11 protein-coding genes are annotated in these 12,114 nt (G+C 67.6%); 8 read left to right on the plus strand and 3 right to left on the minus strand.

All coding sequences use genetic code 11. The features are described 5' to 3' along the window. Window positions 1-103: 103 nt before the first annotated feature. Both ACZ1HC_RS15685 and ACZ1HC_RS15690 read right to left on the minus strand, forming a co-directional pair. Window positions 104-1,969: a BCCT family transporter gene (locus ACZ1HC_RS15685; protein WP_472700906.1), complete on the minus strand. Its 1,866-nt coding sequence runs from the start codon at window positions 1,967-1,969 to the stop codon at window positions 104-106. Window positions 1,970-2,055: 86 nt separating this feature from the next. Beyond that, entirely contained in the window at window positions 2,056-2,667 is a 612-nt protein-coding gene (locus ACZ1HC_RS15690; protein WP_472700907.1) for a hypothetical protein, read from the minus strand. Window positions 2,668-2,978: 311 nt separating this feature from the next. Here ACZ1HC_RS15690 and wecB point away from each other — a divergent pair, with 311 nt between their 5' ends. The 6 genes from wecB to ACZ1HC_RS15720 all read left to right on the plus strand — a co-directional run bounded on the left by wecB (window position 2,979) and on the right by ACZ1HC_RS15720 (window position 9,929). Further along, entirely contained in the window at window positions 2,979-4,115 is a 1,137-nt protein-coding gene (gene wecB / locus ACZ1HC_RS15695; RefSeq protein ID WP_472700908.1) for a non-hydrolyzing UDP-N-acetylglucosamine 2-epimerase, read from the plus strand. Beyond that, complete coding sequence (wecC, locus tag ACZ1HC_RS15700) at window positions 4,112-5,407, plus strand: UDP-N-acetyl-D-mannosamine dehydrogenase (RefSeq protein ID WP_472700909.1); 1,296 nt, start codon at window positions 4,112-4,114, stop codon at window positions 5,405-5,407. Before wecB ends, wecC begins: the two co-directional genes overlap by 4 nt. Before the next feature lie 106 nt (window positions 5,408-5,513). Beyond that, on the plus strand, window positions 5,514-7,067 hold the full coding sequence (locus ACZ1HC_RS15705; RefSeq protein WP_472700910.1) for a glycosyltransferase family 4 protein: 1,554 nt from the start codon (window positions 5,514-5,516) through the stop codon (window positions 7,065-7,067). Then, window positions 7,064-7,384, plus strand: a complete 321-nt coding sequence (locus tag ACZ1HC_RS15710; protein ID WP_472700911.1) for a hypothetical protein — start codon at window positions 7,064-7,066, stop codon at window positions 7,382-7,384. The genes ACZ1HC_RS15705 and ACZ1HC_RS15710 overlap by 4 nt, the downstream gene beginning before the upstream one ends. A gap of 5 nt (window positions 7,385-7,389) precedes the next feature. Further along, window positions 7,390-8,043 carry a hypothetical protein gene (locus tag ACZ1HC_RS15715; RefSeq protein WP_472700912.1) on the plus strand — a complete coding sequence of 218 codons (654 nt, stop codon included), beginning with the start codon at window positions 7,390-7,392 and terminating at the stop codon, window positions 8,041-8,043. Window positions 8,044-8,177: 134 nt separating this feature from the next. After that, a complete protein-coding gene (locus ACZ1HC_RS15720) occupies window positions 8,178-9,929 on the plus strand; it encodes a heparinase II/III domain-containing protein (protein WP_472700913.1) in 1,752 nt (583 codons plus the stop codon). Window positions 9,930-9,962: 33 nt separating this feature from the next. Here the strand turns inward: ACZ1HC_RS15720 and ACZ1HC_RS15725 are convergent, their stop codons facing one another. Then, the gene (locus ACZ1HC_RS15725) at window positions 9,963-10,397 is read right to left on the minus strand and encodes a hypothetical protein (RefSeq protein ID WP_472700914.1); all 435 of its coding nucleotides are present in this window, start codon (window positions 10,395-10,397) and stop codon (window positions 9,963-9,965) included. Between the two features lie 413 nt (window positions 10,398-10,810). Here ACZ1HC_RS15725 and ACZ1HC_RS15730 point away from each other — a divergent pair, with 413 nt between their 5' ends. Continuing rightward, a complete protein-coding gene (locus tag ACZ1HC_RS15730; RefSeq protein WP_472700915.1) occupies window positions 10,811-11,122 on the plus strand; it encodes a hypothetical protein in 312 nt (103 codons plus the stop codon). 94 nt (window positions 11,123-11,216) lie between these two features. Beyond that, window positions 11,217-12,113, plus strand: a complete 897-nt coding sequence (locus tag ACZ1HC_RS15735) for a glycosyltransferase (protein WP_472700916.1) — start codon at window positions 11,217-11,219, stop codon at window positions 12,111-12,113. The last annotated feature ends 1 nt before the right edge of the window (window position 12,114 follow it).

Here is a 12,114-nt window from a genome sequence, read left to right on the forward strand (position 1 = left end):
AACCGCGATGAGCAGCCCGACGGCGGCCGGAACCGCCATCAGGTTCGAGACAAGTTCCTCCCGCGCGCGTTCGGGCGGATGAGTGAAAACGGACATGGGACCCTCATGAGCTGAAGCCCGTTCTGCCGGCAGAAGGACATCCCGGGCGACCAAGCCCAATCACGCATGACCGCCCCGGGTTCCCGAAGGGGCGGCCTGCGGACCAAGAAACCGGGCTATGGCGGTGCTTGTGCGGAGGCGCCCTGCCCGCCGCCGGTCGGGCCGGACCCGGCCGGCTGGCCCAGGCGCTTTCGCCGCGATCCTCACCCTGGCGCGGCTCGTCGGCCAGCCCCTTGATGAGCGAAAAGCACGCCGCGACCAGAACGATCGCGAAGGGAAACCCGGTCGAGACCGCCATCGCCTGCAGGGCGGCAAGCCCGCCGCCCAGCAGAAGCGCGATGGCCAGCAGGCCCTCGAAGCTGGCCCAGAAGACGCGCTGCGGGGTGGGCGCGTTGATCTTGCCGCCGGCGCTGATGGTGTCGATCACCAGCGATCCCGAATCCGACGAGGTGACGAAGAATACCACGACCAGCACGATGCCCACCAGCGACGAGATCCAGGTCAGCGGCAGGTGTGACAGCATCTCGAACAGCTGCAGTTCAAGGGCCGCGTCCTGGACCGAACTCAGGCTCTGGTTCACCACCTGGCTGATCGCGGTCCCGCCAAGCGCGGTCATCCACAAGGTGGACACCAGCGACGGGATCAGCAGGACCGCGATGACGAATTCGCGCACGGTGCGGCCGCGGCTGACGCGGGCGATGAACATGCCGACGAAGGGCGACCAGCTGATCCACCAGGCCCAGTAGAAGGCGGTCCAGCCGTGCCGGAAGTTGTCATCGTCCCGCCCGACGGGATTTGAAAGGGCCGGCAGGTATTCGACATAGGCCCACAGGTTCCTGAAGAAGCCGGTGGCGATCTGCAGCGTCGGCCCGGCCGCGATGACGAAGGCCAGCAGCAGGACGGCCAGCCCCATGTTGATCTCGGACAGCCGCTTCACGCCCTTGTCCATCCCCGCCACGACCGATGCTGCCGCAATCGCCGTGATGATGATGATGAGAAAGATCATCGCGCCGGTGGTGGCGGGAAGACCGAACAGGAAGTTCAGCCCCGCGCTTGCCTGCTGGGCGCCGATCCCCAGCGAGGTGGACAGCCCGAAGATCGTGGCGAAGATGGCCAGGATATCGACCACATGGCCGGGCCAACCCCAGATCCGGTCCCTGAAGATCGGATAGAGAATGGACCTCAGGGTCATCGGCAGGCCCTTGTTGAAGGAGAACAGGGCCAGAGACAGCGCCACCACCGCATAGATCGCCCAGGGGTGAAGCGCCCAGTGGAAGATGGTGGCGGCCATCGCAAGCCGGCGGGCGCCTTCGGCATCGCCTGCCGCCCCCTGCAGCGGCGCCCAGTCGGTGCGCACCCCGTCCGGCCCCGCCACCGGCCCCTCGAAGGCCGCGGTGAAGTTGCCCAGGGGTTCCGACACGCCATAGAACATCAGCCCGATGCCCATGCCCGCCGCGAACAGCATCGAGAACCAGGACCCATAGCCATAGTCCGGCGTGGCGTCCGGCCCGCCCAGCCTGATGCGCCCGAAGGGCAGCACGATCAGCGCCACGCACAGCAGGACGAAGATGTTGGCCACGATGATGAAGAACCAGTCCAGCCGCGAGGTCAGGAAATCCCTCAGTCCGGTGAAGAACGGGTCGAGCGTGTTCTGGAACATCAGCGTCAGCAGGGTGAAGGCCACCACCCCCAGGGCCGAGACGCTGAAGACGACGTTGTGGATGTCCAGTTCCAGCACGAAGCGCCGCCGGTAGCTGATGTTGTCCTGCCCGACCTCGTAATCGGTCTGGATGATCTGGGTCGCGCCCTCGGGCGCGGGGATCGCCTCAGAGGCGGCGGGATCGAGGGGAACGTCTGGCTTCTGCGTCAAGATCCTGTCCTTTCCGTCGGGTGCGGCGTCGGATAGGCGAAAGGCGGCGCGGGGGCAACCCGCCCTGCCCCCAGCCCGGCGCTTCGTCACATCATCCCGGCAAGCTGGCGTTCGATCCTTTGCCGGCCGCGCCGCCTTCGGATCTGTTCGGCATAGAGGGTCCTGGGCCTCAGCGTGATGCGGTCCTGCGCCCGGTCGATGTCGAAGACCCTGCGCGCGGCCACGATCCCCGAGGCCGCAGCCGTGACGGCGGCCACCGTGATCTCGATGCCGGTCAGGTCGCGGTCGCGCCGTTCGGCCGAGAGGTGCCGCCCGGCGCGCTCCAGCAGGATGTCGATGGTGCCGATCTCGACGAATTCGCCGCTTTTCAGCGGCTGCTGAAGGGTCGCCTGCCTGGTGCTGGTGACCTGGGCAGGATCGACTTCGGTCCGGTCCGCGACCGACAGGACGTGGTGGCCCGGTTCGCTGTGAACCGTCAGCAGGATGTCGAGGACATAGACCGGCTCTAGCCCCAGGTTGCTGACCAGAACCCGGCCCGACAGTCCGCGATCGCCCGCAAGGGTGATGAGGATCTCGCTTCGGCGGCCGCGGCGCATGTTTTCTATGAAGACCTGCAGATAGGTTATCCAGACGGCGGCCGTGACCAGCCCGACCACGGCCTGCACCACGGCGGCGTTCTGCACGATCCAGGTCCACATGCCCCTGAACGGTCGAGACGGCGATCTGGTTGCGTCGCGACCCCGAAATCCCCCGTCCGGCGGGCGCAGCATCCGGGGGCGGTCCCTGCAGCGAACAAGCGCCAGTGCCCCGCCTGCATCATTCGCGCGATTTGTGGCGGCCGCGTCTTGAGCGCAGGATGGAAGCCGTGATACGGGCAGCCGCGACGCGGGCACGGGCGGAAACGCCGTCGTTGCCATGTGGACCGCGGCACCTGTGACGTTCAAAAGTTGAGCCTGTTCGATCCCTGTCTGGAAGGTAAGCGACTTCCGCCAATGCCGGAGCCTTTGATGTGCGTGTCCTGACCGTCTTTGGAACCCGCCCGGAGGCCATCAAGATGGCGCCGCTGGCCACGGCCCTTGCCCGTGACCCCCGGTTCGACAGCAGGGTGTGCATCACTGCCCAGCACCGCGAGATGCTGGACCAGGTCATCAGGCTGTTCGACATCACCCCCGACCACGATCTTGACGTGATGCGTCCCGGCCAGGATCTGTTCGGCGTCACCTCGGATATCCTGCTTGGTCTGCGTCGGGTTCTGGACGATGTCCGCCCCGACATCGTGCTGGTCCACGGCGACACGGCAACCACCCTGTCATCGACCCTGGCTGCCTATTTCTCGCGCATCCCGGTCGCCCATGTCGAGGCGGGCCTGCGCACCGGAAACCTGTATTCCCCCTGGCCGGAGGAGGGAAACCGGCGCGTCACCGGTTCGCTTGCGGCGCTGCACTTGGCGCCCACGGCCACCTCGCGCGACAGCCTGCTGGCCGAGAACGTTCCCGCCGACCGCATCGTGGTCACGGGAAACACGGTGATCGACGCGCTGCTGCAGGTGGTCGCCCGCATCGAGGCCGACCCGCAGCTTGAGCGCGACCTGGCCGCGGGCTTCGGCTTCCTGAGGCCCGACAGCCCGGTGATCCTGATCACCGGCCACCGCCGCGAAAGCTTCGGCGGCGGTTTCGAGCGCATCTGCCAGGCCCTGCAACAGATCGCCGCGCGCTTTCCCGAGGCGCAGATCGTCTATCCGATGCACCTGAACCCCAATGTCCGAGAGCCGGTCCAGCGTATCCTCAGCGGTGCCCCCAACATCCACCTGATCGAGCCGCTGGACTACCTGCCCTTCGTCTGGCTCATGAAGCGCTCGTACCTGATCCTCACCGATTCGGGCGGCATCCAGGAAGAGGCCCCGTCCCTGGGCAAGCCGGTCCTGGTCATGCGCGACACCACCGAACGTCCCGAAGCCGTCGAGGCGGGAACGGTCCGTCTGGTGGGCACGGACACCGATACCGTCGTGGCCGAGGTCACGCGCCTGATGACCGACACCGGGGCCTATGACCAGATGGCCTTTGCCCACAATCCCTATGGCGACGGCCAGGCAGTCGGCCGCATCCTGGACGCCCTCATCACCTTTCAGAAAAAGAGCAAGACATGAGCGCTGCATTCGACCGCATCTGCATGGTGGGGCTTGGCTATATCGGCCTGCCCACGGCCGTCGTCTTTGCCCTGCGCGGCGTCACCGTGGTCGGCCTCGACGTCAACGAACAGGCGGTCGCCAAGATCAACCGCGGCGAAACCCACATCGTCGAGCCGGGGCTCGAGGATGCGTTGCGCCGCACGATCGAGGCCGGGCACCTGCGGGCCACGACCGTCCCGGAACCCGCGGACGCGTTCCTGATCGCCGTGCCCACCCCCTTCTGCGATCGCGGCCAAGGCCACGACCCGGATCTGACCTATGTCGAAGCCGCGACCCGGGCCATCGCGCCGGTGCTGAAGCGGGGCGATCTGGTCATCCTCGAATCGACCAGCCCCGTCGGCACGACCGAGCAGATGGCCGCCTGGCTGGCCGAGGCCCGTCCCGACCTGACCTTCCCGCAGACCCACGGCGAGGCATCGGACATCCGCATCGCCCACTGCCCGGAACGGATCCTGCCCGGCCACGCCCTGGCCGAACTGGTCTCGAACGACCGCATCATCGGCGGCATGACCGAGGCCTGCGCCACCCGGGCGCGCAAGCTCTACAAGCTGGCGGTCGAGGGCGACTGCATCGAGACCGACTGCCGCACCGCCGAAATGGCCAAGCTGACCGAAAACAGCTTCCGCGACGTGAACATCGCCTTCGCCAACGAGCTGTCGCTGATCTGCGACCGGCTGGGCATCAACGTCTGGGAACTGATCCGCCTGGCGAACCGCCATCCGCGCGTCAACATCCTGCAGCCCGGCCCCGGCGTGGGCGGCCATTGCATCGCGGTGGATCCCTGGTTCATCGTCAGCCAGGCCTCCGACGAGGCCCGGATCATCCGCACCGCGCGCGAGACCAACGACAGCAAGCCGCAATGGGTGCTGGGCAAGGTGCATCAGGCCGTCGCCGCCCATGCCGAGGAAACCGGCGAGGCCGCCCGCATCGCCTGCTTCGGCCTGGCCTTCAAGCCCAACATCGACGACCTGCGCGAAAGCCCCGCCCTGGGCATCGCCACGAAGCTGGCCGAGGCCTATCCTGGCCGCGTGGACATCGTCGAGCCGTTCATCGAGACGCTGCCCGCGTCCTTCGGGAGCCGCGCCCGGCTGGTCCGCCCGACCGAGGCGGTGCGCGCCTGCGACGTCGTCGTGCTGCTGGTCGATCACGACGACTTCAAGGCCATGCCCGCCCCCGCCAAGGTCCGGCTGATCGACACCCGCGGCATCTGGACCAGCCACGAACCCCTTGCCGGCATCGCGGCACAGTAGGCTTGTGCGGGACAGGAAGAAGGCCGAGCGGCGACCGGCTTGCCACGGGCAGGGCAGAGCCGCGCCGCCCTCTGGTCGCTGCGGTGCCCGATCGAAGGAGTGATGCATGTCCCATGCGGATGACCTTGCGGAGGCTGCGGACCAGTTGTTCGCCCTGGGCCGCAAACGCTCGGGCCTTTCGCTTCTCAAGGCGGCTCTGGGCGACGGCCATCCCGATCCGGACAGAACGCGCCGTTGCCTGGAACGGGCGCGCGACCATGCCGATCTGGACCTGGCGCTTGCGGCGACAAGGCAGCTTGTGCGGCACCTGAGGCGGTCGGGTCCGCTGCCCCCGGCCGTGGAACGCGAACTGGCCGGGCTGGAAGGCGACGATCTTTACGGTCTTGTCCTTCTGGAGGAGGCGGCCGGGAACGGCGCGGCCGACCCGGTCGTGCCGACGCCGGGACGGCTGCTTTATGTCCTTCACCACAGCCGCCCCTACCTGACCAACGGATACGCCACGCGCGGGCATGGCATCGCCACCGGGATGCGCGAGGCGGGCATCGACCTTGTCTGCCTGACCCGTCCAGGCTTTCCCGTCGATGTCGTCAAGGACCTGCCCGAGACGATTCCGCCCCGGGATACGGTCGAAGGCATCACCTATCTGCGCGACCTGCACCCCCTGCGGAACGGCCCCGGCCGCAGCCAGGCCTATCTGAAGGACGCCGCCGACCGGATCGAGCAGCGCCTGCGCGAGATCCGGCCGCAGGCGGTGATGGTCGCCTCGAACTACGTGGCCGCGTTGCCGACGCTGCTGGCGGCGCGGCGCTGCGGTCTGCCCGTGGCCTACGAAGTGCGCGGCTTCTGGGAGGTCACGCAGTCGTCCCACAACCCCGCGCACGAGGCCTCGCTGAGCTACCAGATGCAGAAGGCACTTGAATCGCGCACGGCGGCCCTGTGCGATCACGTCTTCACGCTGGCATCGCCGATGCGGGACGAACTGGTGCGCCGGGGCGTGGCGGCCCGGCGGATTTCGCTGCTGCCGAATTCCTGCGATCCCGATCACTTCCGCCCGGCGCCGCGGGCCGAAGATCTGGCCCTGGCCTGGAACATCCCCGCCGATGTTCCGGTGATCGGCTATATCGGCTCGTTCGTGCAGTACGAGGGGCTGGACGACCTGACCCGCGCCTGTGCGCGGCTGCGCCGCGACGGCCACCGCTTCCGGCTGGTTCTGGTCGGCGGCAAGGCCGGACCCGTCGAGTCCGAGATCGAGGCGATCGCCCGCGAACAGGGGCTATCGGACTGGCTGATCACGCCGGGGCGGGTGCCCCACGAGGAGGTGGACGCCTGGTATTCGCTGATCGACATCGCCCCGTTTCCGCGCAAGCCGCAGCCGGTGACGGAACTGGTCACGCCCCTGAAGCCGCTGGAAGCGATGGCGATGGAAAAGGCCGTGGTCATGTCCTCGGTCCGCGCAATGGCCGAGATGGTGGAAGACGGCCAGACCGGGCTGATCTTCGAAAAGGGCAACCCCGACGATTTGGCGGCAAAGCTGGCCCTTCTCATCACCGATGGGGATCTGCGCCGCAGGATCGGCCGCAACGCCCGCCGCCATGTCCAGGCCGAGCGAACCTGGCGCCGGATGGGCGACCGCGTCAGGACGTGGATGGAGCAGCCGTGACCGCCCCCGACCACGACCGCTTCTTCCGCTTCCAGATCGACCCGGCCCGGGACGGCATCGACGAGCCCTGCCGGGCCGTCGTTCACGACAGGACCGCCGGGGACTTCTGCGCCCGCCATGTCCTGCAGGCCGGCCAGACATGGGAGGGTTCGCTTCGCGACCTGTCGCCCAACCCGTTCAGCCTGAGGGTCAAGCTGCAGGTGATGCGCGACGGCCGCTGGCAGGACCAGGTCCGCTATCGCCCCCTGCTGCAGGAGCAGGTCTTCGAGAACGAGCTGAAATACCTGTTCTTCCCCGTCCCGGCGCGCGCCGGCTGATCGTCGTGTTCCAGGCGATCAACACCCGCCAGTCCTACAACTACATCGGCACCCTGTCGGACGTGAACGCGCATCGGCTGTACATCAAGGACGACTACGGCAGCGACCCGCTGACGCGCAGTTCGTATTACCTCGGCCCCAACCGCAGCCTGACGATCGCCGACATGGTCCAGCGGCTGATCGCGCAGGTCAGGCAGGACTGCGGCCTGTCGGCGCGGGACGTCATCACCGCGGGGTCCTCCAAGGGCGGTTATGCCGCGATCTATCACGGGTTGCGGGCCGAGGCGGGCGACGTCATCGCGGGCGGCCCGCAGATCATGCTGGGCAGCTACCTGAACACGCCCGCCAAAGATTCGGTCCTTCCGCCCATCCTGGAATACCTTGCCGGCAGCGTGTCGGCCGAGGCCGAGGCATGGGCCAATTCCGTCCTTGTCGAACTGCTTCGCAGCAGAACCGGATGGCCCACCACGGTGCATTTCCACGTCGGCACCGGTGAGCCGCATTATGAGCGCCATGCCCTGCCCTTCAAGGCCCTCGCTCAGGAGCAGGGCCTGCAGGTCACCTGGGATCTGCCGTCCTACGACACGCACGAGGAACTTGCCGCGCATTTCCCGGTCTTTCTCGCGCGCAGGCTTGCAGTCATTGCCGGGCCGGGTTGAGATGCACGGCGTGCGCATGACCAAGACAGTGCCTTACCCCCGGACAGTCGAAACCAAGGAGCAGGCCCATCCAGCCGTATGAAAATCTGACCGGAAACACCTGTGCAGGATCCCTCCTCAAGGCCCGGAAGATATTGGAGTCCGGCTGGTCGCGCCGCGACTATCCCTGCATCGACATCAACGGCCCCATTCCTTGGGACAATCCCGATCCGGCCCTGAGGTCCTGGAGCTTTCTGATCCATTGCCTGGACATGATCGACCCGCTTCTGATGGCCCATCATCGCACCCGCGAGCAGCGGTTTCTGGAGCCCGCCCTGAAGATCGGGCTCGACTGGGCAGCGCGTCATCCCCGGGGCCGGGACGATGCGCCCATCATGGCCTGGTACGACATGGCGGTGGGGATGCGGGCCTACCGCCTCGGCTATCTTCGCCAGGCTGCGGACGCGGCAGGAATGCTGACCACTGGCAGCCGCCAGATCCTCGACAGGACACTGGAGGACCACCGGGCGGAACTTGCGGACGACGCCACCATCGTCTTTCACAACAACCACGGCTATTACCAGATCGCTGGCCAGCTGGCCCTGGGCCGGCGCTTTGCGGACCAGTCCGACGCGATGCGGGCGCTGTACGAACAGGGCCTCGGACGCTTCGCCAGGATCCTGGACATGCAGTTCAGCGCCGAAAACGTCCACCGCGAACATTCGCCCGATTACCACCGCATGGTCCTCAACACCCTGCAGGGCATCGTCCGCAGCGGCCTGATCGCGGATGAAGGCCTGCGCCGGCGGGCCCTGGAGATCGAGGAGGCCCTGGCCTGGTTCATCCTGCCGTCGGGGCATTTGGTCAATTTCGGCGACAGCGACAGCCGCAGCGTCCGCTGTCCGGCCGAGGTGGCGCAGGAACGCTGGGATACGCCCCTGATGCGCGGGGCCGCGACCTGCCCGCCGCACGAGCTGCCCCGACCGCAGGGGCTGAAGGTCTTTCCCGAAAGCGGCTATGCCGTCGTCCGCGCCCCCTCGGATCGCTGGCAGGATCCCGGTGCCGACAGCTATCTGGCGCAAACGGCCTGCTTTCATTCGCGCACCCACAAGCACGCCGACGACCTCAGCTTCGTGTGGTTCGACCGGGGCAAGCCGCTGCTGGTCGATGCGGGGCGATTCGGCTATATCGGCAAGGCCGAGATGGGCTCGGAACCCTGGCTGGACGGCAGCTGGTACACCGACCCGATGCGGCTGTTCGTCGAATCGACGCGCGCCCACAACACCCTGGAATTCGACGGCCTCAACAACCCCCGCCGCGGCGTGAAGCCCTATGGCAGCGCGATCGTCGCCGCGGTCGAGGCCAAAGGCGTCCACGCGATCGAAACCGCCTGCAAGCAGTTCGGCTCGATCCGGCACGAGCGCGTGCTGGTGTTTAGGCCCGCACAGTGGCTGATCGTCTTCGACGTCTTCACCGACAACCGCAAGCAGCCTCACGACGTCGTGCAGTGGTTCCACGCCGCCCCCGGAAGCCGCGCGACATCGCGGGACGGCGGTTTTACGCTGCAGACCGCCGGTGGCCAGACCCTGCACGCGCTTGCCCTTCTGCCCGGGGCCGAACCCGTGCCGGTCGAGACCGGCGTCACCGGGCCCCGCCTTCAGGGCTGGTGGTCGGGCAAGGAACGCGAGGCCCTGCCCGCGCCCGCCTTCGGGTTCCGTCGGTCGCAGTCCGTGACGGGCAGCTTCGCCACCCTGTTCACCTTCGCGGAACATCCCAAGGCGGCCCCGCAGGCCAGCCGCTGCAATGTCACGGGCCGGCGCTTCCGCCTGGCCTGGGGCGATGCCGAGGGGCAGCATCGCGTCGCCATCCGGCGCGACGAGGGACTGGCGATCGACGCAGCCTCCTGAAGGGGCCTGCATCCCGCAATGCAGAAGCGCCGGTCAGTATCCGCGGAGGGTCCGCATCACGGCCCGGATCGGGGCGGTGATCTTCCACGAGGTGCTGTTCAGCAGGCTGTCGCGGTGCCGGCTCACCTCGTCCAGCCGCCGGGCCAGATCCTGGACCTGCTGCTTCAGGGCCGAGATTTCGCCCGCCTGCGCCCCTGCGCGCTCCGCGGCTTCCTCGAGCCGGGTCCGGTAATGGGCGGTCAGGGCCACGATGTCGTCGATCCGCTCGCGATGCTCTGCCTGCGCCTCGGCCAGCAGTTGCCGATGATGGGACAGGTCCGCCTGAAGCCGGGCCAGCCGTTCCGGCAGGCCGCCGTCTTCCGGCTGCGCAACGGGCGGCGCCGGCGGGGATGCGGGGGCGTCCCTAGCCGCCATCCCGGGACGCGGGGCGATGTCGGGGTGGAACGCTGCGGCGTTATCAGGGTCCATGACCAGGCTCCTCCTGCGGCGGTCGGAAAGTGGCCTGTCGGTACAGCAGTCGGGCGTGATGTGAAAGCGGCAATGCGGCCCGCCCGCTTGCAGGCCGCGGTCAGGCCCAAGCTTGTGCGCGACACGCCTTTCCCCTATCCAGCGCCGATGTTCGGGTTTCGTCTCGGGACGATGAGGATTTGAATGCAGGACAACCTTTTTCTTGGCCCCGATGCCGATGTCCGCTTTTCGCTGAGCGCCCTGAGAGCCCTCGATGCCAGCGGCACGATCAGCGCCGAAAAGACCCTCATCCTGAACGGAATCACCTTCTCGCATAGCGCCGGGGCGCAGATGAAGGGCCAGTACCGCAGCGGCCGGGACAACATGCTGTCGCTGAGCCTGTCCTGCCGGTCGCGGTCGCTGCCCCAATGGCAATGCCTGACGATCTCGCTGGGGGCGATGGATCTGGCGGGGACGGGGGCGGTGGGCGTCATCGCCCGCACCTCGGCCCCCAGTCCACGCTGTCGCGGTTCACCCTGCGGTCGGGCCGGGACGGCGATTTCGTGGACCAGCCCTTCGGCAAGGCCCTGGCGTCCTTTGCGGCGCCCTCCACGCATCTCGACGTTCTCGAGATCGCGCGCGTCCCGAACCTGCCGCTTCAGGCGCAATGGCGCGACCTGATCCTGTTCTTCCGCCCCGGCCCGCTCGAGATCGAGATCCTGGATCTCCGCGTCTTTGCGGTGTGAGGCCCGATGACGGACAGGGCTTCGCTGGCGATCATCGTTCCGGTCTGGAACCTGCCCGAGGATCTGGCGAGATCTTCTGGGGCAGGTCTCGCGGATGGGGGTCTTTTCCCAGATCGTGGTCTCGGACGACGGGTCGGACCTGTCCTGCGACCCCGCGGCCTTGGGTTTTTCCGAAGATGTGCTGGGCGGCAGCCTGGTCTATCTGAAGTCCGCCACGCGGCGGGGCGCGGGCCATGCGCGCAACGCCGCACTTGGCGCGGTCACCGCGCAGAACCTTCTGTTCTTCGACGCGGACGACCGGCTTGCGCCGGATCTTCCCGCCATCCTCCAGCAGCATCTGGACGCGGACTGCCCCGACTTCACGATCTTCCGCCACAGCGACACCCGCATCCTTGACGGCGAGGGCCGCGAGGGAACCTTCCCGTCCGAGGAGGCGCGGTGGCGCCGGGCCCTGGGCGCGCGGTCCTTCGGCCTGCTGGACCCGTCCGAGGCGGCAGAACTGTGTTCGATCAGCAACTATCCCTGGAACAAGATCTACCGGACGGATTTCCTGCGGCAGTCGGGGATCCGCTGTTCGGAAACGCCGGTCCACAACGACATCCGGCTGCACTGGCTCAGCTTCCTCGAGGCGGCGCGGATCCAGGCCGATTGCCGGATCGGCGCGGTCCATGTCATCCAGGACCGCGACCACCACCTGACCACCCGGCGCGGCGCCGAGCGGCTGTGCCTGGAAGGCATCCTGAGCGGGCTGATCCGCGACCTGCAGGCGGCGCCGGACCGGCCGATCCTCATGCGCCAGTTCATCCAGTTCGCCGACGACCTGTGCCGCTGGAACCTCGATCACGTCGATGCCGGCATCGTGCCCGACTTCAAGCGGCTGATGAGACGGCTTTACATGCAGCTTCGTCCCGAGGACTTTCGGATCTTCGCCGCCTGGCGGCCCGACCAGGCCGAGGAAATCGTGGCCTTCCTGATGCGCGAAGGGACCTGAG

This window comes from Paracoccus sp. BR5-17, assembly GCF_055693925.1.

Coding starts and splice junctions, on each gene's coding strand:
- wecC (WP_472700909.1), top strand. CDS start 4,112: ATGAGCGCTGCATTCGACCGCATCTGCATGGTGGGGCTTGGCTATATC.
- ACZ1HC_RS15690 (WP_472700907.1), bottom strand. CDS start 2,667: ATGTGGACCTGGATCGTGCAGAACGCCGCCGTGGTGCAGGCCGTGGTC.
- ACZ1HC_RS15730 (WP_472700915.1), top strand. CDS start 10,811: ATGCCTGACGATCTCGCTGGGGGCGATGGATCTGGCGGGGACGGGGGC.
- ACZ1HC_RS15725 (WP_472700914.1), bottom strand. CDS start 10,397: ATGGACCCTGATAACGCCGCAGCGTTCCACCCCGACATCGCCCCGCGT.
- ACZ1HC_RS15735 (WP_472700916.1), top strand. CDS start 11,217: ATGGGGGTCTTTTCCCAGATCGTGGTCTCGGACGACGGGTCGGACCTG.
- ACZ1HC_RS15705 (WP_472700910.1), top strand. CDS start 5,514: ATGTCCCATGCGGATGACCTTGCGGAGGCTGCGGACCAGTTGTTCGCC.